The sequence below is a fragment of the Lysinibacter cavernae genome (assembly GCF_011758565.1).
Lineage (GTDB): Bacteria > Actinomycetota > Actinomycetes > Actinomycetales > Microbacteriaceae > Lysinibacter > Lysinibacter cavernae.
Genome location: NZ_JAAMOX010000002.1, coordinates 505,356 through 528,648, shown reverse-complemented (window position 1 = coordinate 528,648; position 23,293 = coordinate 505,356). Strand labels below are relative to the sequence as shown.

Here is a 23,293-nt window from a genome sequence, read left to right as displayed (position 1 = left end):
ATGAGGATGTGCCTGTGGGGGTGACGCGTTGCGCGCCACCCCCACAGGGTCAATCGGTTGTTACTTGTCGAGCCACACGTTGTAGAACGTTGGGCGGGCTACCGACTCGAAGCCAAGTCCCTGCACCCAGTTGGCGGCGCTGTAGACCTGTGGCTCCTCGAACAGTGGGATCACGTAGGCCTGCTCGGCCAGGTAATCCTGAACTGCCTTGTCGTTCTCGAGGCGCTTTGCGGGGTCTGGCTCAGAAGCCACCGCTTCGAGCAGGGTCTCGAGCTGCGGGTCTGCGATCTCGCCCGTGTTCGAGTTCAGGTTCTGCAGCACGTTGCGGTTTGCCGAGTAGTACTGGCTCTTGATCACGTCGAGGTCGGCGCGTCCAACCATCGAGTGGTAGATCTGCACCTGGTCCTGATCGAGGATGGCCTTTGCATATGTTCCGGCGTCTGCCTTCAGGATCTGCAGGTCAACGCCGATCTTTGCGAGCTGCTGGCTGATAAGCGTCAGCGCCTCGAAGGAGCGTGGCTGGGGTGCAGCCTCGTTGACAACAAGCGTGAGCTTGGTGCCATCCTTCTCGCGGATGCCATCGCTGCCAACCTTCCAGCCGGCCTCGTCGAGGAGCGCCTCGGCTTTGGTCGGGTCGTAGGTGAGCGTCGCCGATTCGTCAACGTATCCCTTTGCCGTCTTGCTGAGCGTTGACGTGGCGAGCGGATAGTTCTTCGTGTAGATCGTGTTGATGACTTCTTCGCGGTCGATGCCAGCAATGAGCGCCTGGCGAACCTTGATGTCGGAGAGCAGCTTGTTGCCAAACCGCAGGTTGAGGGCGTTGTTGACGCCGTTGGTCTGCGGGGCGTAGACGGTGAGTCCAGCATCCTCAACTTGCTTCTCATCCTGCGCTTCTACGGCGCGAACGATGTCGGCCTGGCCGGCGATGAGTGAGCCGACGCGGACGCTGTCCTCAGGAGTCACGATGAACTGCACCGCGTCAACGTAGGCGCGGCCCTGGTGCTCTGCCGATGGGGGAGCCCAGTCGTAGTCGTCGCGGGCCGTGAGCGTGAGCTCGGTGCCGATCTTCTCGTCGGTGATTGTGAAGGGGCCGCTGCCGATGATGTCGGTCCCGTTGCCTGCGCCAAAGCCTTCAAGATCGAGGTCGAGCGTCTTCGGCGAGAGCAGGCCTGAGTTGATGGTTGAGGTCGCCTGCAGGAAACCTGGTGAAGGCTTGCTGAAGAAGAACTTGACCGTTGTCGGGTCTACAACCTCGCTGTGGTCGTAGTTGTTGATGGCCTCCGAGATGGTCAGTGCCTTATCGGTGTTGCCCTTGCCGTAGAGGTCGAAGTTCTTGGCAACGGCGTCGGCGTCAAGCTTGCTACCGTCAGAGAACGTCACGCCGTCACGAATGGTGAAGGTGTACTCGGTTGCGGTGTCGTTAACTTCCCATTCCGTTGCGATCCACGGCTCGAACTCGAGCGTCTCTGGGTCTTGGTAGACGAGGCGGTCCGTGATGTTGTTCACGATTCCACCGTTGGGGTAGAAGCCCGCGGCCGGTGGATACAGGTTCGTGTAGGTCTGCTGCTCGAGGTAGACGGCGGTTCCGCCGGTCTTTGGTTCGCCAGCCGCGGCTGAATCCGACTTCTCTGGAGCACTCGACGAGCAAGCAGCCATGAGCGATGCGGCGGTAATAAGAGCGATACCTGCGGTGATCCGCGAGGCGGTCTTTGTTAAGCGTGAGCTGCTGAAAGACAAGGTGCGTTCCTTTCGTGAAATCGAAAACTGTGTTGGTGTTCGACGGTAAATGAGGCAGTTGGTGTGCTGATTTGGTCCGCGGGGGCTGGGCCTGAGTGTTTAGGTTAGGCGCGTGAAAGCGCGTTGCCTAGGGCCGACGAAACACGGTGCCACGCAGCGTAACGTGACGTAATGATTGACGCTTCAACTTCTGGCCCGGGAATGAATCCTGACCACTGCATCCCGAGGCGAACCTGCATCTATTTGCGAGTTTCTGCCGCAAATTCACGTTTTTCGCGCAGAAACTCGCAAATAGATGCAGGTTGGGGGCAGGGAGGGGGAGCTAGTTGGCGGATAGGCCGAGCGTGGATGCGCGGCGGATGAGGCGGGCTGGCAGCACCGGATGCAGGTCAACCTCGCGGCCCTCGATCTGAGCCAATAGCTGCTGGGCACTGACTCGGCCCAACTCCTTGCCAGGCAAGGAAACAGTTGTCAGTGGCGGCGACGTGATAGTCGAATACGGCAGATTGTCGAAGCCGGTGATTGCGACATCCTCTGGCACGCGAAGACCAAGGTTGATCGCGGCTTGGAGCGCCCCGTAGGCGTGGGTATCCGTGGCGCAGACCACGGCGGTCACGCCGCGTGCATGCCACTCCGGCCAAGACGTGGTGAATGCCTCTGCGGCGCGGTCGAGGTTAATGAGGCTGTCCGAATTATCCGCCGAGTGGATGACCATGCCCCTTGCGGCCGCGGATTCTTCAAGCAGGCGGCGGCGAAGCAAGAACGTCTCGGTTCCCGTGCGTCCAGCGATGTACGCGATCTGCCGATGTCCGAGCTCGTGCAAGTGCTCCACGAGGTCGTGCACGCCGCTTTTGAGGTCAAAGTTGACGGTGGCCGCTTGGTCTTCGTCGCCGGGCGCATCCAGCAGCACAACCGCTGTTTCGCGGGGAAGATCGCGCAGAAAGGCGTCGTTGGGTGCATCGATGAGCAGGCCTGCCGGGCGCAACGCGGTGAGCTGGTTGACGCTTGCCGCGGTGGGAATCTGCCCCTCGCCTGTGGTTGAGAGCAGCAGCTGGTAGCGGTCGCCGATCTCGGCCTGGATACCGGAGATGACTCGGCCAAAGAAGGGGTTAGAGACGTCGGGGGTCACGAGCAGGATGATGTTGCTTGTTCCCCTGGCGAGCGAGCTTGCCGCGTGGTCAACGATGTAGTTGAGATCGGTGATTGCCTGGCGAACTCGCTCGATGTTTTCGTCAGAAACCCGGCCTTTGGTCTTGTCGTTGACCACGAGCGAGACGGTGGCCACGGATGTTCCCGCGCGGGCAGCGACCATGGCGGCCGTCACATGGGTGGCTCGTCTGCTGGTTGCGGGGGTTTCTGGCACATGTCGATCGTAGCGAACTCACGCCGGGGGTCTGCTTGCCCGCTCCTGCAGTCCCGCGCATCCGGACCCCCGAATCCCACAGCATCCAATCGGCGGCGGGAAATTCACTCTTAATCGCGCCGGGATGCGTGGATTTCCCGTCGTCGATGAGTGGATGCCTCTCGCACAGCAAATCCCGCGGAAATCGGCCAATCTTTGGGGGTTTTGACAAGAATCCGAATAACGTTAAGCGCTTGACGTGAAAATATGTTAGCGTAAAGCGCTTGACGTAGACAGGTTGGGCCGAAATCCATCGGTTCTGCCGCCCCAACGATGTGGAGAATGATGACGAAGAAGATAATCCTCGATTGCGACCCAGGTCACGACGATGCCATCGCCATTCTGCTTGCTCACGGAAACCCCGAGATCGAGCTGCTTGCCGTGACAACCGTTGTGGGCAACCAGACGCTGCCAAAGGTGACGCGGAATGCGCTTGCCGTTGCGCGCATTGCAGGCATCACTGGCGTGCCGTTTGCCGCAGGTGCTGACCGCCCGCTGGTCCGCACGATCGAGAACGCCCCGGATATCCATGGCGAATCCGGCATGGACGGTCCCGTCCTCCCAGAGCCGTCGATTGAGCTGGATAGCCGTCACGCCGTCGACCTCATCATCGACACGATCATGGCCCACGAGCCGGGCGAGATTACCCTCGTCCCCACCGGTGGCCTCACGAACATTGCCCTCGCCGCCCGCAAGGAGCCTCGCATCGTTGAGCGGGTCAAAGAGGTTGTGCTTATGGGCGGTGGCTACCACGTAGGAAACTGGTCGGCCGTCGCCGAGTTCAACATCAAGATTGACCCGGAAGCCGCGCACATCGTGTTTAACGAGTCCTGGCCAGTTGTGATGGTCGGACTCGACCTCACGCACCAGGCCCTCGCAACCCCTGAGGTAGTTGAGAAGGTGCAGGCGGTTGGTACCAAGCCTGCCCAATTTGTCGTTGAGTTGCTTGAGTTCTTTGGCATCACCTATAAGGATGCTCAGGGCTTCGACTCACCGCCCGTTCACGACCCCTGCGCGGTTGCGTACGTCATCGATCCCACGATTGTGCAGACCGTCAAGGTGCCAATCGACATCGAGCTCACGGGAACCCTCACGCTTGGCATGACCGTCGCGGACTTCCGCGCACCCGCTCCTGACGATTGCACGACGTGGGCAGCAACGACCCTCGACGCCGACCGTTTCTGGGACCTCATTATCGATGCCCTCAACAACATTGGCGAGGTCGAACTGTGAACGACATCCTGAACAAATCCGGAGTGCGCATCGGCGCGCTCATGACGGCGCTGCTCGCCGCGTGTGTTGCGTTCCAGCTGAACGCAAGCATGCTGAGCCCCGCGCTTGTTTCGATGGCCCGCGAGCTGAACACCGATGATGCCACGATTGGTCTCTCGCAGACCATGTTCTTCACAACGGCGGCGCTGTTCTCGCTGTTCCTTCCGCGACTGAGCGATATTGCTGGGCGCAAGCGCGTCCTCGCAGGCATGCTCATCGTGATGCTTGTCGGTACGGTTGTTGCGGCCCTCGCCGTCAACGTTGAGATGCTGTTTATCGGCCGTATTATCCAGGGTGTTTCAGGCCCGGTTGTGCCGATCACGCTGCTTATGCTGCGCGCCGAGATCACCGATCCGAAGCGTTACGGCGCGATGATGGGCCTCATTACCGCCGTCAACGGTGGCATTGCCGGCGTGGATGCGCTTGCTGGCGGATGGCTCGTGACGAACCACGGCTTCCGCTCGGTGTTCTGGGTCATGGCTGTTGTTGCAGCCATCGCTATCGTCATGGTCTTGGTCTGGGCATCCGAGTCACGGCCTTCGAAGGGCACCAAGATGGACTGGTGGGGCGTGCTCCCGCTGGTGGTCTCGGTGGCCGCGCTGCTCACCGCCTTTAACGAGGCGGGCAAGCTCGGCGCAGCCAACTGGATCAGCGTTGGCATCAGCGTTGTTGTTGCGGTTGTTGCCTTCGTGATCTTCTGGATGCTCGAGAACCGCATCAACGAGCCGCTCATCCCGACCAAGTACCTGCGTCGCCGCAGCACCTGGGCGCTCCTCCTCACCACGTTGCTCACGATGACGGGAATCTTCGCGGTCGTCAACGGCATGGTTATGTCCATTGCGCAGAACCCAGAGGCTGGTTTTGGGATGGAGGCCGACCTCGCGTCGCTGCTGTTCCTCACGCCCTACGCCCTCGTTGGATGGCTTGTTGGGCCGTTTGCCGGCCGCCTCGCGCCAACGTTTGGCTACCTGAACGTGCTGCGCTTCGGGCTTGTCGGAAGCATCATTGCGACCGCCGTCATGGCCTTTGTGGGCGTGCACTCGCTTCCGGTGCTCATCGCAGCAACCGTGCTGATTGGTGCGACCTACGCTGGTATCGGAAATATCATGCTCAACGGCCTCGGCATTGTGCTGTCACCAGCAGACAACCCTGGCTTCCTTCCCGGTCTGAACGCCGGTGCGTTCAACCTTGGCGCCGGGCTGAGCTTCGTTGCGCTCCCTGCGCTGCAGGTGCTCGGCTCGCCAGCTGGCAGCGACTCAACGACTGGCTACAGCAACGCAATGTTGCTTGGTGCCGGTATTACGGCCGTTGCGCTTGTGCTGTCGTTCCTCATCCCGAAGCCCGTTGGGGCCGAGGTCGGAACCGCGTCGGCCAAGGCATCGGTATAGTCAACACCATCAGGTCGGGCCGGGTACTCGCGCTTGCGGATACCCGGCCCTTCTTACGTTCTGAAAAGGAGTAACCCCGTGCAGACCTCTGACCCATCACGAATTCTTGTGGTTGGCTCGCTCAACGCCGACCTCGTTGTGCGCACCGAACGGTTCCCCAAGGCAGGGGAGACCCTGCACGGTTCGGAACTCTCCATCATCCCCGGCGGTAAGGGCGCAAACCAGGCGGTTGCCGCCGGTCGCCTCGGGGCGCGGGTGAGCATGGTTGGCGCTGTTGGCGCCGATTCAAACGGTGAACTGCTGCTCGACTCGCTTGTCGCCGCTGGTGTAGACCTTGAGCACGTTGATCGGCTCGAAAGCGTCGCAACCGGCACCGCCGTCATCACGGTTGATGCCGCCGGCGAAAATACGATCATCGTTTCTGCCGGTGCAAACGGGAAGCTTGGTCAGGATGACGTTGCCGGTGCCTTCGACTCCCTCTCGGATGTTGGCGTGCTCTGCCTCTGCCTCGAAGTTGGCATCGACACGGTTCTTGCCGCCGCGCGCCGGGCTCATTCGGCTGGCGCGCAGGTGCTCTGCAACCTCTCGCCCTACGGGCCGGTTCCCGACGAGCTCCTGCAGCTCACCGATGTCCTCCTGCTCAACGAGCACGAGGCCGCGCATCTTGCTGGCGTCTCGTCGGCATCCGGCGACTGGGATGCCGTAGCCGCCTCGCTCCGCGCGAAGGGCATCGACCGAGCCGTCATCACGATGGGCGCTGCCGGGGCCGTAGTGATTGACGGAGCATCCGCTATCGAAACCGTCCCCTCGCCCCGCGTCACCGCAGTTGACACCACGGGCTGCGGCGACGCGTTCATGGGCTCACTTGCGCTCCGCCTTGCCGAGGGCGCCTCGCTCGCCGAGGCAGCTGCCTTCGCGGCAACGGTTGGCAGCTACGCGGCGACGGGATACGGCGCGCAGGCCTCATACCCCGACCGCAAGCAGCTCGCGGAGTTTGTTGCGGGGTAGTGATCGCAGACTACGCGCGTCGCAACCCGTGCCTGCCGTCCGGCGCGAGCATCCAATCCACCTGACCCAAAGGTGCGGTTCAATGACCAAATAGACCCATTTGAGTCAGATCGATTGCTGAACCCCCTCGCTTGCTTGTAACACGCCGCTGATAGGCTGTGCCAGCGATGGAACAGGGTCTTCCGCGTCACGACGCAGGCAGGTTCAGGTAGCCCGTTTCACGCAGCGATCAACCAGGGGGTGAACCATGGATGAGCTCATCCGTGTTGAAAACGAATTGAATCAGGCGATTTCGGCTGGCGATTTGCTGCAGGCCTCCCGGTTGCTCGACGAGCTCAACCCGCGCGAAGTGACCGAGGTCATTGAACGCTCGCCGCGTGCAAAAGCGGCCGTCACCTACCGGCTGCTCTCAAAGTCGCGGGCACTCGAAGTGTTTGAGATGCTCGACCCGGCGGTGCAGGGCGACCTCGTGCACGCGCTGAGGGATGACGAAGTCACCGGCCTGTTCAGCGAGCTGGACCCGGATGACCGTGCCCAGCTGGTTGACGAGCTGCCGGCATCCGTTGCCCAGCGACTCATGCTTGGGCTTTCGGCAAAGGATCGGGCGATTACCACCGCGATCCTCGGCTATCGATCCGGGTCGGTCGGTCGGCGGATGAGCCCGGAATACGTGCATGCGCACCCCTGGTACACCGCCGCGCGCACTCTCGATGACGTGCGCGCAAAAGCTGCCGACGCGGAGACGATCTATACGATCCCGGTGACAAACGATGTGAAACGGCTCGTTGGCATCGTGAGCCTTCGCGAAGTGCTCGCGAGCGATCCGGACGCGACGATTGGTGAGCTCATGAGCGAGCCGGAGTACGCGCTCGCAACAGACTCGGCTGAGGAAGCCGCCCGAACGTGCGCCGACCACGAATACCTCGCCCTGCCAATTGTGGATAGCGAAACCCGACTGCTCGGCATCCTGACTGTTGACGATGCCCACCAGATCCTTCGTGACGCCGAGGCGGAGGATGTTGCGCGCGCCGGCGGGAGCGAGCCGCTGCGCCGCCCCTACCTGTCGACCTCGATCTTCTCCATCGCGAGGTCGCGCGTGGTGTGGCTGCTGGTGCTTGCGGTTTCCGCGCTGCTGACCGTCCAGGTGCTCGAAATCTTTGAGGCCACGCTTGAGCAAAAGGTTGTGCTTGCGCTGTTCATCCCGCTGCTCACGGGCACGGGAGGGAATACCGGCTCGCAGGCGGCGACCACTATTACCAGGGCGCTTGCTGTCGGCGACGTGCGCACGAGTGACGTGTGGCTTGTCCTGCTGCGTGAGGTGCGGGTTGGCACGATGCTTGGGCTCTTGCTTGGGTCCCTTGGATTTGTGCTTGCGGCGCTTGTGTACGACGTGCCAACGGGCGCGGTCATTGGCCTCACGCTGCTGTGTGTGTGTGCGATGGCGGCAACGGTTGGCGGCGCGATGCCGCTGCTTGCGAAGACGATCCACGTTGACCCCGCGGTGTTCTCGACCCCGTTCATCACGACGTTCTGTGACGCGACGGGCCTGCTCATCTACTTCACGATCGCGAAGGCAATCCTGCAGATCTAACCCCGGATACGCACGGCTCCGTCTGGCACAGATCTGACGCAAGAGTTCCAACCCGGACGTCGGAAGGAACTCTTGCGTCACATCTGCCAGGGTGGCGAGTGTTAGCCGAAGATCATGGGCATGTCGTCGTCCTCGTACTCTTCGTCGCTTAGGGTCAGGTCGAGGTCGACTACAACGGGAACGTGGTCGCTGGGGGCGTCGCCCTTGCGCTCGTTGCGGTCAATGTGGGCATCAACGACCTGATCGCGGAACGCCTCTGAGGCCATGATGAAGTCGATGCGCATGCCCTCGTCGCGTGGGAAACGCAGCTGCTTATAGTCCCAGAAAGTGAAGCCCTCTGGGGCGAAGGGGCGCACAGCATCCCCAACCAGGCCCTCGAAGCTCGCGAACATTTCGCGCTCGGGAACGGACACGTGCGTTGAAACGCCAGGGGTGAAGGATGGGTCGCCCATGTCGGCGTCGGTCGGCGCAATATTCCAGTCGCCCATGAGCGCGAGGCGCAGTTGCGGGTTCTCGGTCAGCCAGCGCTCGGTGTTGGTGCGAAGGGCCTTCAGCCACTCGAGCTTATAGGCGTAGTGTGCGTGGTCGAGCGAGCGGCCGTTTGGCACGTAGAGGCTCCAGAGGCGGAGGCCGTCAACCGTGACGCCCATGGCGCGGGCTTCGAGGGGGATGTTGTTGGCATCCACCGCCGGTCCGCTTCCGTCGAGTGTTGGCTGCACTGGCTCGCCGAAGCCGGGCATGCCCTCGAACGTGGTGGTGACATCCGTCATCTCGTGCTTGCTGGCGAAGGCGACGCCGTTCCACTGGTTGAGTCCGTGGATTTCGAGGTGGTATCCGGCGGCCTCGAACTGCGCGCGCGGAAATTGGTCGGGCCTGCACTTGATCTCCTGCATCCCCAAGACGTCAACGTCTTCACGAACAAGCCAGTCGACAATTCGGTCAACACGGGCACGGACAGAGTTCACATTCCAGGTAGCAATACGCACCCTCCCACCCTAACCTGCATCTATTTGTGAGTTTTTGCGCAAGAATCCGTTCTTTGGCGCAGAAAGTCGCAAATAGATGCAGGTTGGAGGGGCCGATAAGCTTGAGGCTATGACTGACGCACGCGAGCAACTCATTAACTACATCAAATCCGAGGCCGTGTTCCACGGTGACTTCACCCTCACGAGCGGAAAGAAGGCCACGTATTACATCGACCTTCGCCGAGTGAGCCTCGACCACCGCGTTGCGCCGCTCATCGGTCAGGTCATGCTGCCCCTCATCGATTCGGTGGATGGTGTAGTCGCCGTTGGTGGCCTCACGATGGGTGCCGACCCAATCGCCTCGGCCATCCTGCACCAGGGAGCAGCTCGCGATGGCAAGCAGTACGACGCGTTTGTTGTGCGCAAAGAGCCAAAGGATCACGGCCGCGGCCGCCAGGTAGAGGGCCCTGACCTCGACGGCAAGCGCGTGATCGTCGTTGAGGACACGTCCACAACGGGCGGCTCGCCCCTCAAAGCCATCGAGGCTCTCGAAAAGGTTGGCGCGATTATCGCCGGCGTTGCCGTTGTGGTTGACCGCAACACCGAGGCCCGTGCCCGCATTGAGGTAGCTGGCTACCCCTACTTCTACGCGATTGGCCTTGACGACCTGGGCCTCGACCAGCAATAACCCGGGCCTACCGTCTGCCTCAGCTGCGAGTGCCCTCATATTGACCTAAAACGCAGGTTTGGGTCGATATGAGGGCACTCGCTGCGTGCTGGCGGGGTGCGCGCCGGGCTACAGTAGGTCGTTCGTGGCCAGGATTGCCGCAAATCCGCCGCCGTGTAGGTTGGTGGCGGTCGCGCGGCTGAGCTCATCCGCTGTCAGCGTTGTACCGTCCGGGCCGGCCAGGTCGAACGTGTGGCAGGCATCGAGTGCAACTACCGTCTGGTAGCCGAGGTTGCCGGCCATCCGCGCGGTCGTCTCTACGCACATGTTGGTCTGGATGCCGCAGAGCACAACCTGCTCGATCCCAGTCTCGTTGAGCCAACTGTCCAAGTCGGGCGTGCCGTAGAACGACGAGTTGACGGTTTTGCTGATCCGGAGGGCTGGCTCGACACTGCCGAGAAATGGCTTGAGCGCGTGCCCAGGATGCGCTGGGTTGAGCGGGGACTCTGGATGCGCGGAAGCGTGGGTGACCATCACAATTGGTCGTCCGGTGGCCTGCCAGTGTTCGACCAGTTTGGCGATGTTGGGCTCGGCCTCGCGGTTGTTGCGCGTGCCCCAGTAGGTGCTGTCGTCAAATCCCTGTTGCACGTCGATGATGATGAGGGCTGCGTTTGCTGAAATCTCCATGCTTCTACTGTGCCGCGCGGCACAAGCGAGCGTGAGTGGCAGAAAAGCATGTTTGCGATGAAAATCAGCCATACACTTATCTTGTGCTGAATGTTGCCTTACTCCTTCTTCCTCGCGCGCGCATCTTTGACGTTGCGGTGATGACCGAGGCCTGGCAGGCAGAGCGGCTCTCGTCCCCGCCACTGGATATCACCGTCCGCCACTGCTCGGCGGTAGTCGGCCCAGTGCCCCTTGGCGATGGTGCCACCATGCAAGCGACCGCAGGTCTCACATGGCTTCGCCGCGCAGATGTTGTGATTGTCCCCGGTCTTTCGGCACTCGAATACCTGCCAGGGCACGAGTATTTGGATGCCCTCACTGCGGCGCACGCGGCCGGCGCAACCATCGCCTCGCTGTGCTCAGGGGCTTTTGTGCTTGCCGCCTCCGGCCTGCTTGATGGCGGCCGCGCTACGACCCACTGGGCCCTTGCTGAGCAACTCGCGAGCCGCTTTCCTGCTGTGAATGTTGTGCGTGACGAGCTCTTTATCGGCCAGGATCGAGTCTGGACCTCAGCTGGCGTTGCGGCCGGCATTGACCTCAGCATCCATCTGGTGAAAGAGCTACTGGGTGCCGGCGCTGCCGCGAATATTGCGAGGTCGCTGGTTGCGGCCCCAAATCGCGCTGGCGGTCAGGCGCAGTTTTTGCGGGCCCCGCTTCGGCGTGGGGCGGGGGCGAATACGGCGCTGGGGGTCGCGGAGGCTGCGGTTGCAGAGCATCCGGCCCGTCAGTGGACGGTTGCGGCGCTTGCCGCGAGGGCCCATCTTGCTGAGCGGACCTTTGCTCGGCAGTTTGTTGAGGAAGCCGGAACCACGCCGCATCGCTGGCTGACCGAGCGGCGCATTGACAGGGCGGCGATGCTCTTGGAGCAGGGGGCAGCGGTCTCCGAGGCTGCCGCGATGGTCGGCTACGCCTCTGTGGTCACCTTTCGGCAGCGGTTTCGGGAACTCCGCGGGGTTTCCCCGTCGCGGTATCAGGATTCGTTTGGGCCTCAGCCCGGTTATCGGGCGAAGCCAAACCGTGCGAGTTCCTCGTCGATGATGAATTCGTAGAGCGCTGCTGGGTCGCGCACCATTTGGTTGAACTGGCCAAAAACTTCGAAGGAGATTGCTCCGTAGAGCCTGGTCCAGGATTCGACGCCGAGGGCGACAAGTTGTGGGGAAAGGTCAGGTGCAAAGTCGCTGGTGAGCTGCTTGACGGCGGGCACGGTGTGGTCGAGCGCCGCTGTTCGCCGAGGGTGGAGACCAGCGTTTTTGGCGTCTCGCATGATGTCGAAGAGCACGAGCCCTACCCGGGCAGCGGCCATGATGGTGTCCTGAGGCGCGGCATAGCCGGGAACTGGCGAGCCGTAGATCAGCGAGTATTGGTGCGGATGGGCGACGGCCCAGGCCCGCATTGCCCGCGCGGCCGCTGCGAATCGTTGCTGATGATCGGCGCGCGGAATCGTCTGTTCCGCGTGTTCGACAAACGCGCCGAGTGCGTTGTAGGCCTCGAGAATGAGCGTGGTCAGCAGGGCGTCGCGGCTGTCGAAGTATCGGTAGACGGCGGATGAGACCATGCCCCTTTCTCTGGCGATTGCGCGGAGGGAGAGGCCGGCGGCTCCGACCTCGCCAAGGTGTCGGCGGGCGATGTCGAGAAGTTCCCGTTCGGTTTGTTCTCTGGCGCGTTGCCTTGCAGTTTGGGGTTTTGCAGGTGCAGTACCTGCCGGCTGGTCCTGCGTTGTCATGCGTCTCATTATCGCGGGTTTCATGGCAAAACACTAAAGACAGAGAGCGGTGCTCTTGCAGATTGCGAATCCGTGTTCTATTCTTCAAGAGAGCACTGCTCTCTCAAATTCTATCGAGGACATCATGACCAACACACCCAAACGCCAGCTCGTCGTTGGCGCCGGACTCATCGGCTCCGAGCTCGCGAGGCAGCTCATCCAACGCGGCGACGACGTGACCCTCGCAACGCGCAGCGGCACGAAACTCCAAGGCGCCAGATCTGTCACGCTCAACGCATCGGATGCTGCGGCCCTCACCGCGGCTGCCCACGGGGCCTCCACGATCTTCTTGTGCACCAACCCGCCATACTCAACCTGGCCGACGGATTGGCCGCCAATCTTTGCCGCGGTCATCGCCGCAGCCAAAGCATCCGGGGCCAGGCTTGTCATCATGGGCAACCTGTACGGCTACGGCAAGGCCAGCATGCCAATGACCGAGCACTCTCCATTTCGTCCGGAAGACACCAAAGGTGAGGTCCGCGCTGAGGGCTGGCGGCGCATCCATGCTGCCCACGAAGCCGGCGAAATTACGGCCGTTGAGGTGCGGGCAAGCGACTATATCGGGCCGCATGCCGATGCGACCTCGCACGTTGGCAAGGGGTTCTTCTCGCCCATTCTGAACGGCAATACCGCGAGGGTGATCGGCGATCCAGCATTGCCCCATTCGTGGAGTTACCTACCCGACATCGCGGCAACGCTCATCGCGGCATCCGACACGGATGACCGAGACCAGTGGGGCCGCGCCTGGGTGGTGCCAAGTACGACGCGCACCCGCCGAGAGCTCGCGGCGGAGATCAACGACACCTTCGGGAGTGCGGGTCGAGCGGCGAGATTGCCTCGTGCGGTTCTCCGGCTCGGCGCGCTGTTCAACGCCGACGTCCGTGAGGTGCTGCGCAGCAGCTATCAATTTGAGATGCCGTTTGTGGTGGACTCGACCGAAACCGAACGCATCCTTGGGGTGACGGCGACTGACTGGGCTGAGGTCGTCCAACTCACGGGACAGTCGTACCGCTAGCCCCACCCGCCAGCCCACTCGCGCCCTGTTGTACCCGAGCGTCGAGTGCCCCCGAATCGCGCCAAAATCCCCGATTTTGAGCGATTTGGGGGCACTCGACGGGCAGCGCGAAGGTAGCGGTGCCTCGAGCGGTGCCTAGAGCTCGGTCTCGATGGGCTCGTCAGCAAGCAGTTCGGCAACCGACCCCAGAATCTCGTCGGGCCGGAACGGATACTTTTCGATCTCGGCCTTATCGCTAATACCGGTCATGACCAGGATGGTGTGCAGCCCGGCCTCGATACCGGCGACAATATCGGTGTCCATGCGGTCGCCGATCATCGCTGTGTTTTCCGAGTGGGCGCCGATGCGGTTGAGCGCAGACCGGAACATCATCGGGTTTGGCTTGCCAACCACATACGGCTCTTTGCCCGTGGCCTTGGTGATGAGCGCCGAGATTGCGCCTGTTGCCGGCAGCGGGCCGTCTTTGCTCGGGCCCGTCGCGTCTGGGTTGGTGGCGATAAAGCGCGCGCCGTTGTTGATGAGGCGGATGGCCTTGGTGATCGCCTCGAACGAGTAGTTGCGGGTCTCACCAACAACCACAAAGTCGGGGTTTGACTCGGTCATCACAAAGCCTGCCTCGTGCAGGGCGGTGAGGATGCCTGCCTCGCCAATGACGAAGGCGGTGCCCCCAGGCTGCTGCGATTTCAGAAACGCAGCGGTTGCGAGGGCCGACGTCCAGATTGACTCTTCTGGCACATCCAGCCCGGAAGCCTTGAGCCGTGCGCTGAGGTCGCGCGCCGTGAAGATCGAGTTATTGGTGAGCACAAGAAATGGGGCGCCCTGCGCCTTCCACTGCTCAATGAGTTCGCGTGCGCCGGGGATCGGGTGGTTCTCGTGAACCAGCACGCCATCCATGTCGGTGAGCCAGCATTCAACTTCGTTGCGTCGTTCCATGTAGACCTCCGGGTTCCTGTCTTTCCACAGTACTGCACCTCCGAGACCCGAATCTTTGCGGGGAGGTTACGGTCCGGCTACGGCGAGGGTCTGTTGCGATCGGCCGAGTGTTGCTAGGGTGACGACGTGGAACTTTTCATGTTGATTGTCCTCGTTGTCCTCACCGGCCTTCCGATTGCCGCCGCGATTCTTGCCGCGGTGTTTGGCGCGGTCAGCCTCCGGCGCTGGTTTGTTCGACGGGCGGATGCGTCGCGCGGCGGTCATCTCTCGGCCTAGTTGGCTGCCTGATCCGTCCCGAACGGCCCATCTCTTCCACGTTCGCCCATGGACGGGTTGGTTCGGTCTCGACGCTGAACGTGCCGGTATCCGCTGGGTTTCATCCATCGGCGTAGTACTTCGTGGTGTCTCGGCGTAAGGTTTCTCTGTGCGTATTAAACGGGGGACACAACGTAAGCAGGCACGGCGGCTGAGCCTTATTCTCTCCACCGGCGTTGTTCTCGGACTCTTGGTGCCCGTCGCTATCGCTGGTGTGGCTGAGCCGCGACGTCCGTCTCAGCGGGCGGCTGCTTCTCCAGCGCCGCTAGGTGGCGCCGCGGTGGGCTCAACCCATCGCTCAGCCTCAGAGACGTCACCAACCGAAAAGGTTTCCCTGTCCAACCTTCCGCTCGACTCGCTGGGTGTGGCCGATAACCGGGTTGCCTGGACCGTCGATGACGGGCTGACGCCCGAGGTCATCGGCGCGTACGTGCAATTGCTCCAGACGACGGACGTGCGCCTGACCTTTTTTGTGACGGGAAGCTACGAGGGATGGCGGCAGTATGCCGACCAACTGAAACCGTTTGTGCAGAGTGGCCGCGTGCAACTCGCAAACCACACATGGTCGCATCCCGACCTCCTGAGCCTCACCGACGAACAGATCGTTGATGAGCTTGAGCGGACGGAGGAGTTTCTGCTTGACACCTTTGGAGTGAGCGCGAAGCCGTATTATCGGCCGCCTATGGGGCGCAGGGATGCACGAACCGATGCAGCCGCCGCGAACATTGGGTACACCGTCCCCGTGTTGTGGACCGATTGGCTCGATGATTCACTACCGACCACGCCGTCAGCTCTCTTGGCCGCTGCGAAGCGAGCGTTTGTGCAGGACGCTATTGTGCTCAGCCACGCAAATGAGTTTGCAGAAATTGACGTATTGCCCGATATCTATTTGTTGATTCGCGAGCGGGAACTCCAAACGGTCACGCTCAACGACGTCTTTGTGTCGCACTAGCGTTCACTTCGCCGAGGCCCTATCTTTTGGATATGGATCGGCGCGGATTTTTGCAGGTTGGCCTAGCCTTGGCGGTTGGTACGCTCGCTGGATGCGCCGCGCCGTCAACGCCGCGGGAGTCGCTGCCAACATCCTCTGTTCCGCCTCAGCTTGAGCTACCCTCATCGCTGCCAACTCCGGCAAGCATTGCCCAGACAACCGAGCTGCCTGTTGGTGCTGATCCTGCCGGCCTCACGAAGGTGCCACTTCCCGCCGGGCCGATTACGGCGCTTCCCGGTGACGGCAACTTCCTGGCCTGGACGATTGACGACGGAGCTGACCCGGCCGTGATCGAAGGCTACGCGCGCTTTGCAGCAGAGTCGGGTGCGCGGCTGACGTTCTTTGTGAACGGCATGTACGGCGGTTGGGCGCAGCACGCCGACCTGCTGAGGCCGCTTGTTGCCTCCGGTCAGGTGCAGATCGGCAATCATACGTGGTCTCACGTTGATCTGCGTTCGCTCAGCGATCAGGGAGTGATCGATGAACTGCAGCGAAACGAGCAGTTCATTGTTGAGACGTTTGGGGTCAGCGCCAAGCCGTTCTACCGGCCGCCGTTTGGCTTTCGGGATGCTCGAACGGATGCCGCGGCCGCGAGCATCGGGTACACCTCGCCGGTCATGTGGTACGGCTCGCTGTCTGACTCTGGGCTCATCACAACAGATCAGGTCGTCGCGTTTGCAACGCAGTGGTTCTTGCCGCAGCACGTCATCATTGGCCACGCCAATTTCATGCCCGTCATCGAGGTGTTGCCGCAGCTCAAGCAGCTCGTGCTTGATCGCGGACTCGCCACCGTCACCTTGAATGACTATTTTGTGACTGCTCAGGGTTAGCTGGTCGACGACGTCGGCTCGCGCTCTCAGGTGCGCCAGAATATTCCTGTGTAAACTGTTTGTCGGTGCCGTTCTTGGGGAAGGGCGCCAATCTGGGGTTTTGTCCCGTCCGCACATCGTGGGGTGTTTTTTGATGCGCGCGTCGGATTTCTTTGCCAACTCATTCCTTACGGGTAGACACTCGAAGGCATTTGGGCGCTGAGTGTCGTAATTACTTGAGGGAAGTATTGTGAAACAACTCGTATCAATAGTCGCTGTTGTGGCGCTCGCCGTAATAGGGACGGTGGGCTCATCCGCGCCGGCGATGGCCGCGGACGGACGCGTGACCGACATTCAGGTCTCGGTTCTTGCCGACGGCACGGCTCCATTTAGCACCAACGACGGCCCTGGGCTCGACACCGCCGCGAAGAACGGTATCGTGCGCACGCAAGACAGCATCCGCTATCGGGTGCAAGCCTCCTACGACATCCCTGGCGATGTGACGTTTGCGTCGACCCTGCCGCAGGGCATGGAATGGGACGCAACGGCAACCGCGGCGACCGTCTGCAGCGGGGGAGGCTCCCTCAGCGATGGGAATCGGACCCTGACCTGCAAACGAACCACCAGCAACGAGGGTGGTCTTTCTGAGAGCTTTGAGCTGCTTGCCTGGGTGTACAGCGTTGGGAACGGGGCCACCGTACAACCAACGGTGACGTCCGGAACCGCGAGCGGAACGGCGGATGCTGTGACCGTTTCAGCACAACCAGCGACCGAGCTGAAGACCAGCTTGATTTCATACGCGCACAACACGAGCCTTGGCGGCAAGCTGGGCTTATTGGCCGGCCAGCGCTTTATGCTCGGCGCTACGTCAGCAGATGGTGACCTTCGCGGTTTCGAGGCTTTTGGCGATACCGTGACGTTTCAGTTGCGGGTTCCCGAGGCATCCGTCGTCCACAGCCTTGCCGTTGGCAGGGGCGGCGGCACCCTGAGCTACACACAAGCTGGTCCGGGCGAAACCGTGTTTGTCACCCTCACCAACGCAAGAACCGATTTTGGCAGTGTGATCAATTTCACCGGTTTCCCGAAGGAATTTTGGGGCAACGTTTTCCTGAACGTCAACCTTTGGATACCGTACGACCCGACTCTGCCAACCGGGCAGAAGACAACCGTCGAGATGCAGGTTTCCGGTTTTGACCCAGACTCGTTGAGCGGCGTGAGCAACTTTGGTGATGGTGTTGCTCCAGGCCAGGCTGCCGGATATGTCTGCCCGTCCGGCACGCTTCTTGGAGCGCAGCTGAGCTGCTGGCGAGACACGTTTGACCGCACCCAGACGCTCGTTGTTGGCGGCACGTTTGGCGGAGTGATGGGGGCCGATCGGCTCTACCTCTTTGGTGATGGTCATGGATACCCGCAGAACGAGGAGAAAGTTCTTCCCGGCCAGGCCTTCCGCGCTTTTAGTGGCGTGATGAACGCGTCTTCCGCACTTGAGTCGGCCAGCTCGCCGTTTGGGTGTGCGGTTTGGGACAGTAGCCTGCTGCGACTCAACGGCGACGCGCGTGGCATCTACAGCAACCAGGTGAGCAACGCCTCGATTTTCCACGCGGGCGGAAACACCGCTCTTCCTGCTGGTTCCTACCGGTTGGAGTACTCGGCCGTCTCATTCGCCTCTGACGCGGAGCGCAAGGCGTTTGACTGCGGTCAGGCCGGTGACGGGGCAGCTGGTTGGACATCCGACCCTGCGGCCGTCGCCGGTGGCGCTGCGGCTGTTGGCGCCATCCGAATTCTGGCTACGGGGTTTAACCTCAAGCCCGGCAGCGCGGTTGGGCTCGATTTTTCGCTCGCTCGTACCACCTCTGCCGCCTCGTTGGCGCTCCCTGTGAACGCGGGGCTGCCGTGGTTTTGGCAGTTTGGAACCGCTGAAACTGCCCTCGTGAAGTCGACCTATTCGGGAACGAGCTACAGTCTCGGCGGTGGCTACGTTCAGGCGGTTCCTGCCCTGGTCCGCGCGACGACGTCGTGGTCTGCCGCATCCGTCGATCCGGGTGCCCTCGCGACGGTTACGGTTCGGCCACTCGTCATCGGGCCGGTTGGCGCCGGAATCAACACGGTCGCGAAGAACACTCAGGCCAGGGTTTCGCTCAATTCGGTATGTGCTGAGCCGGTTCTTGCCAGCCTTGACGCGCTTGTTGCTGGCGGCGCGGTGAAGAGCTATACCATCGTGCCAGGAGAGCCGAACGACCCGATTAACTGCGCAAAGGGCGGTACCCCCGCCAACATTGTGTTTCAGCTTGGCGACGTCACTGCGGCAGGAGGCACGGCCGGTGGAACGTTCCACCCAACGGTTGCCGGCCACGAGACGCTGCTGAGCCCGCTCTCGTTCCAGGTTGTGAACTCTGTGCTGACGCCTTCAGGCAGTAAGCACACCGTCAAGACGGTGATGTCGTCAGACTCAGATACGTCTCGCGAAAGCTGGGACGGAGTAACAAACCAGGCAGGATCTGCCGTGCTCACGGACAGAACCACGGAGGCGACGCTTGTCGTAACCGGCGTTGCGTCCTTCGCAGGCGGGAAATCCGCGGCGACGGCAAATAACGGATACGTGGCTCCCGGCGAAGTGTTCTCCTACACCCTGAGCTGGGCAAACGGAACGTCGAATGACGTTGGCCGAGGCACGTTTGTTGATGTGCTTCCGTTTGACGGTGATTCACGGGGCACGACTGGCCTTGGCAAGACGGGGTTGAACGTCCTCGAGGTGCAGGCCAGTATGGCGGACGAGGTCATGGGCAAGGTTGCGATTGAGTACACAACGGATGACCGAGCGACCGTTGAGGCTGCCGTTAACCGGGTGGGAAACGAGAACGGTAACGCTGACATCAGCTGGAAGTCCGGCGCGATACCGACAACTGCCACCGCGGTTCGGTTCACAACCGAGTCGCTGCTGAGGCCTGGATACTCTGGCACCGCAACCATCAGCACAAGCGTTGACCGGCTTGCCAGAAACGGCAAGGTGATCAACACGATGAGCGGCCGCACTGAGCCGGTTGACGGCGACCCGAACTCGGTCATGTCGTTCCGTGACGCATCGAGTGTGAACCTGAAGTCGAGCGCCTCAAGCCTTTCGGGCACGGTGTACCGTGACCTCGATTTTGATGGCGTGTTGAGCCCAGCCGACATTGCGTGGGGGAAAGACCTCGAGATTACCGCGACTTCGGTTGGGGATGCGGCAAGCACAACAACGGGTACCGACAGCGGTTTCCTGTACGAGGTGATTGCCCCCGGTTCCTACAGCTTCTCTGCCCCCGGTTCCGGCTGGGATGCCGTTGCGCCGGTTGATCCCGTTGCAGTGGCCTCTGGTGTGGATGTGACCGGCCAAGTGGTGATGATGCAAGAGCGCATCGCGGCCCCTGCGTTGGTCGATGACGCGACGAGTGCGCGTGTTGGAAGCTCCGTCTCCGTTGATGTGACGGCGAACGATACCCTTGCCTTTCCAACAGCAGCTGGCAGCGTATTCACCCGTGACACGGTCGCCCTCGGCGCGACGGTTCCTACCCACGGCTCTGTCGAATTGACCGCGCCAACCGACGCCCAAACCCAATCGACCGTGACCTACACGGCTCATGCGTCGTGGCCAACCGAGTATGCGGGCAAGGGCTCGTATACCGACACCTTCACGTATACCTGGACCAACGCGGCCGGGGTGAGCGAAACGGCTGAGGTTTCCGTGCTGGTGTATGCCGCGCTCGTTGCAACCGATGACGTCGGTACGATGCCGGATGCCACCCGCTTATTTGACGTGCTTGGCAACGATGCGGGGGATGCTCCCGCGTTTTCCGGCGCTCCAACCGTCGCCTCCGGTGATGCGGACGTGACCGTGGTTGGCGGTTCGATTCAGATCGCCCCAACCCACTCGTGGGCGGACGGGGAGAAGACCCACGATGTTGTCGTGAGCTACCAGATCGAGGATGCGCACGGGCAGACGGCTCAGGCGACGCTGACGGTGACCGTCGTGCGGGCACCGGTTGTGAACGGCAATCGGGTTGACCGTATCGGCCAGCAGGGCAGCGCAGTGTTTGGCCCTGAGGTGCTGCATCCGGAGGTTCTTGACGCCGTTGAGTTGACCGTTTCCCCCGGTGCGGGGGCGGCCGAAATTGATGCAGACACCGAGCTCGTCACGTTCTCTGCCAATGGAGCGGCCGACGGAAGGTATGCCTTTACCGTGGCCTTCACCGATGAGCTCGGGCAGCGAACGGAGGTTGTCTACACGGTTGCCGTCCAGGCAGTTCCTCGTGCGAATGATGTCACCGCTTCGACAGGCCTTGGCCTACCCGTTGAGGTCAACACGAGGGTTTCGACGAGTGGAAGTATCGTTTCGGCCGAAGTTATTGGTGCGCCAGCCGGGGCCGAAGTTTCGGTTGACGCGGCGGGCGGCGTGAGTTTTGATCCAGGCGAGGTGCCGGTCGGCGACTACACGTTCACCGTGCGCTACACGGATGACCTCGGCCAGTCGGGCGAGGCGACCGTCACCGTACGGGTCTCCGCGCTTGCCGTGACGGGCGAAACCAGCGCGCTGATTCCCGGCGGCAGCTCGACGGACTTCGCGATGACGGTTGTGGCCGAGTCTGAGGTGCGAGCAACCGTGACGACCCGCCCGGACTCCGGGACGGTGACGGTGAACGACGCCAATGTGGTGACGTTTGACGCTGGCAACGCTGAGGATGGCACCTACACGTTCACCGTGCAGTTTGCTGACGAGGATGGCAATACGGTTGAGGCCGACTACACCGTCAGGGTGCAGGCACCGCCGGTTGTCAGCTCGCCACCGTCGCAGAAAATCCCAACCGGTGGAAGCCTTGGCTGGGAAACGACGATTTCGACGAGTGGTACGGTCACCGGGGCCGAGCTTTCCGGCCTGAACAATCAGTTGCCAGCAGGCACCCCGGTAACGGTCGCGACGGATGGCAGCGTGCATGTTGATGCCAGCGGGATGCAGCCAGGAACGTATAGCTTCACCGTGACCTTTACGGATGATCTTGGCCAGGCAGGCGAGGCAACGTACAACTTCACCGTGCAGGCCCCTCCACTTGGCGAAGGACACGCAACGACCATCACGGATACGGAAACGGCAACCTTTGATCCGTTCGGCGACAGCTCTGGCATCGGCCTGCAGCCACTTGATGCAAGCGTCATTGTCCAGCCGGCCTCCGGCTCTGTGGGCATTACGGATGGGACGGTTACCTATACGCCAGTGCTTGGCTTTGTTGGCGACGTCTGGTTCTCAGTGACCATCACGGATGACCTCGGGCAGACGGTTGTCCTGACGTACACCGTTACGGTCGTTCCGGCCGAGCTATTGCCAAAGGTTGGCGAGACCGCTGGGGCGACTGACGTTGCAAACCCGTCTCATCCGCTTTCCATGACCGGTGGGGAACTTGGCGGCCTGCTTGCGCTGTGCGCAACGCTGTTGCTCGTTGGTGCGCTCCTGATCGTTCGGCGCAAGAAGCACGCCGTGAGGCCGCGCGTCGAGTGACATCATCACAGAGGGACGAGCCCAAATCGGCTGGGCTCGTCCAGCGCGACCGCGAGCTTCTGCTGAGATTTCAGGAGAAGGATGAGGGAGCACTGGACGAGCTCTTTGCCGAGCACTGGGACCGCACGCTCGGTTGGGCGAAGCGCTACGCAAGCGGTCGAGATGACGCTGAGGATATCGCGCAAGAAGCAATGGCGAACACACTCGCGGCCATGCGCGGCGGGAAGGGGCCAGCCACCTCAGTCGGGTTGTACCTTGCCACCGCCGTGCGCACGGTTGCGATGGAGCGAGGAAAACGCCTCGCGAAGGTGACGCCAGTCGCCGAGTTCTACGATGACCTCGACCGAGCGGTTGATGAGCCGGTTGAGGCCGGCGAGGCCGTGCAAGCATTCACCGCGCTGCCTGATCGGTGGCGGGAAGTGCTCTGGCTTCGTAACGTCGAGGGCTACTCAACCGCCGAGGTCGCAAGTTCCCTCGGTATGACAACCGGCGCTGTAACTGCATTGCACCGAAGGGCCCTCGTCGGCATCCGGCAGAGTTACCTCGACGCACTTGCCGAGTCGCCAGAGTCGAGTGGATGCCCGCGCCGGCGAAGCATGCTCGCACGGTACGTGAGAGAGGAACTCTCCGAGCGGGAGCAGACGAGCCTCGAACAGCATCTTGAGGAGTGCCGCCGGTGCCGATCGGTTGTTGCCTATTTCCGCACGGTGCGGCGGAAGATTGCGCTGGCCCTACCTTTTCCCATCCTCGTGTTTTGTCAGCAGCGGCCGCTTGCCGCTGCAGCAGCCGGAAGTACGCTTGCGGCCGCAACGACGGCTGGGGCGCTGCTCGTTTCTGGGCCGATTGCTGCCACCTCGCTTGGCGGCGGTTTCTCGGCGGGTGACGACACGGGGCAGTCGCCAACAGTTGTGCTCAGCGCAGGTCCCCGTGATGACTGCAACGTCAGCGCGATGCGCTCTGGAGATCGAACCTGGTTTGATTCCAAGAATGACTCGGGGGAGTCGTGCACCGTGTCATTCCTGTGGGAGGGGCAGCTGCTGCTTTCACCAACAGAAATTGCCGACGGGAATCGCTTTATGGCGCCACGAACAGGGTCATACACGGTGGTGCTCACGGCAGACGGCGACGAGGTTCGGTCCGAGTATTCGTTCAGGCCGTGATCGTGGTGCCGTGAGGTGTCATGCC

Annotated in this window: 18 protein-coding genes; 12 read left to right on the top strand and 6 right to left on the bottom strand. The window is 61.8% G+C overall.

The window, feature by feature from the left end:
• Window positions 1–60: 60 nt before the first annotated feature.
• Window positions 61–1,656 carry a TIGR04028 family ABC transporter substrate-binding protein gene (locus FHX76_RS11775; protein WP_167151690.1) on the bottom strand — a complete coding sequence of 532 codons (1,596 nt, stop codon included), beginning with the start codon at window positions 1,654–1,656 and terminating at the stop codon, window positions 61–63.
• 403 nt (window positions 1,657–2,059) lie between these two features.
• Window positions 2,060–3,100 carry a LacI family DNA-binding transcriptional regulator gene (locus tag FHX76_RS11770; RefSeq protein ID WP_341777941.1) on the bottom strand — a complete coding sequence of 347 codons (1,041 nt, stop codon included), beginning with the start codon at window positions 3,098–3,100 and terminating at the stop codon, window positions 2,060–2,062.
• Window positions 3,101–3,421: 321 nt separating this feature from the next.
• Between FHX76_RS11770 and uriH the strand changes: the two genes are divergently transcribed.
• From uriH to mgtE, 4 genes are all read left to right on the top strand, one after another.
• On the top strand, window positions 3,422–4,372 hold the full coding sequence (gene uriH, locus FHX76_RS11765) for a uridine-preferring nucleoside hydrolase UriH (RefSeq protein ID WP_424960764.1): 951 nt from the start codon (window positions 3,422–3,424) through the stop codon (window positions 4,370–4,372).
• Window positions 4,369–5,799 (top strand): uridine transporter UriT, encoded by a 1,431-nt coding sequence (gene uriT / locus FHX76_RS11760; protein WP_449284314.1) that lies wholly within the window; start codon window positions 4,369–4,371, stop codon window positions 5,797–5,799. Before uriH ends, uriT begins: the two co-directional genes overlap by 4 nt.
• A 78-nt stretch (window positions 5,800–5,877) precedes the next feature.
• Entirely contained in the window at window positions 5,878–6,807 is a 930-nt protein-coding gene (locus FHX76_RS11755; protein ID WP_167150865.1) for a PfkB family carbohydrate kinase, read from the top strand.
• Between the two features lie 247 nt (window positions 6,808–7,054).
• Window positions 7,055–8,398 carry a magnesium transporter gene (gene mgtE, locus FHX76_RS11750; RefSeq protein ID WP_167150864.1) on the top strand — a complete coding sequence of 448 codons (1,344 nt, stop codon included), beginning with the start codon at window positions 7,055–7,057 and terminating at the stop codon, window positions 8,396–8,398.
• Window positions 8,399–8,499: 101 nt separating this feature from the next.
• On the opposite strand, the gene FHX76_RS11745 is transcribed toward mgtE, so the two are convergent.
• Window positions 8,500–9,384: an exodeoxyribonuclease III gene (locus FHX76_RS11745; RefSeq protein ID WP_167150863.1), complete on the bottom strand. Its 885-nt coding sequence runs from the start codon at window positions 9,382–9,384 to the stop codon at window positions 8,500–8,502.
• Between the two features lie 109 nt (window positions 9,385–9,493).
• Between FHX76_RS11745 and pyrE the strand changes: the two genes are divergently transcribed.
• The gene (gene pyrE / locus FHX76_RS11740; RefSeq protein WP_167150862.1) at window positions 9,494–10,051 is read left to right on the top strand and encodes an orotate phosphoribosyltransferase; all 558 of its coding nucleotides are present in this window, start codon (window positions 9,494–9,496) and stop codon (window positions 10,049–10,051) included.
• A gap of 108 nt (window positions 10,052–10,159) precedes the next feature.
• Here the strand turns inward: pyrE and FHX76_RS11735 are convergent, their stop codons facing one another.
• Window positions 10,160–10,717: a cysteine hydrolase family protein gene (locus tag FHX76_RS11735; RefSeq protein ID WP_167150861.1), complete on the bottom strand. Its 558-nt coding sequence runs from the start codon at window positions 10,715–10,717 to the stop codon at window positions 10,160–10,162.
• A gap of 83 nt (window positions 10,718–10,800) precedes the next feature.
• Between FHX76_RS11735 and FHX76_RS11730 the strand changes: the two genes are divergently transcribed.
• Window positions 10,801–11,805 carry a helix-turn-helix domain-containing protein gene (locus tag FHX76_RS11730; RefSeq protein WP_167150860.1) on the top strand — a complete coding sequence of 335 codons (1,005 nt, stop codon included), beginning with the start codon at window positions 10,801–10,803 and terminating at the stop codon, window positions 11,803–11,805.
• Here FHX76_RS11730 and FHX76_RS11725 read toward each other — a convergent pair.
• Entirely contained in the window at window positions 11,754–12,479 is a 726-nt protein-coding gene (locus FHX76_RS11725) for a TetR/AcrR family transcriptional regulator (protein WP_167150859.1), read from the bottom strand. The genes FHX76_RS11730 and FHX76_RS11725 overlap by 52 nt on opposite strands.
• 124 nt (window positions 12,480–12,603) lie before the next feature.
• Here FHX76_RS11725 and FHX76_RS11720 point away from each other — a divergent pair, with 124 nt between their 5' ends.
• The gene (locus FHX76_RS11720; protein ID WP_167150858.1) at window positions 12,604–13,533 is read left to right on the top strand and encodes an NAD-dependent epimerase/dehydratase family protein; all 930 of its coding nucleotides are present in this window, start codon (window positions 12,604–12,606) and stop codon (window positions 13,531–13,533) included.
• A gap of 135 nt (window positions 13,534–13,668) precedes the next feature.
• On the opposite strand, the gene FHX76_RS11715 is transcribed toward FHX76_RS11720, so the two are convergent.
• Window positions 13,669–14,466: an HAD-IIA family hydrolase gene (locus FHX76_RS11715; RefSeq protein ID WP_167150857.1), complete on the bottom strand. Its 798-nt coding sequence runs from the start codon at window positions 14,464–14,466 to the stop codon at window positions 13,669–13,671.
• Window positions 14,467–14,592: 126 nt separating this feature from the next.
• Here FHX76_RS11715 and FHX76_RS11710 point away from each other — a divergent pair, with 126 nt between their 5' ends.
• The 5 genes from FHX76_RS11710 (at window position 14,593) to FHX76_RS11690 (ending at window position 23,268) form a co-directional block, all read left to right on the top strand.
• Window positions 14,593–14,742, top strand: coding sequence for a hypothetical protein (locus tag FHX76_RS11710; RefSeq protein WP_167150856.1), 150 nt, complete (start codon window positions 14,593–14,595; stop codon window positions 14,740–14,742).
• Between the two features lie 148 nt (window positions 14,743–14,890).
• Window positions 14,891–15,733 carry a polysaccharide deacetylase family protein gene (locus FHX76_RS11705; protein WP_167150855.1) on the top strand — a complete coding sequence of 281 codons (843 nt, stop codon included), beginning with the start codon at window positions 14,891–14,893 and terminating at the stop codon, window positions 15,731–15,733.
• Window positions 15,734–15,765: 32 nt separating this feature from the next.
• Window positions 15,766–16,602, top strand: a complete 837-nt coding sequence (locus FHX76_RS11700; protein ID WP_167150854.1) for a polysaccharide deacetylase family protein — start codon at window positions 15,766–15,768, stop codon at window positions 16,600–16,602.
• Between the two features lie 229 nt (window positions 16,603–16,831).
• Window positions 16,832–22,108 carry an Ig-like domain-containing protein gene (locus tag FHX76_RS16780; RefSeq protein ID WP_167150853.1) on the top strand — a complete coding sequence of 1,759 codons (5,277 nt, stop codon included), beginning with the start codon at window positions 16,832–16,834 and terminating at the stop codon, window positions 22,106–22,108.
• Window positions 22,105–23,268, top strand: a complete 1,164-nt coding sequence (locus tag FHX76_RS11690; protein WP_167150852.1) for a sigma-70 family RNA polymerase sigma factor — start codon at window positions 22,105–22,107, stop codon at window positions 23,266–23,268. Before FHX76_RS16780 ends, FHX76_RS11690 begins: the two co-directional genes overlap by 4 nt.
• Window positions 23,269–23,293 lie beyond the last annotated feature (25 nt).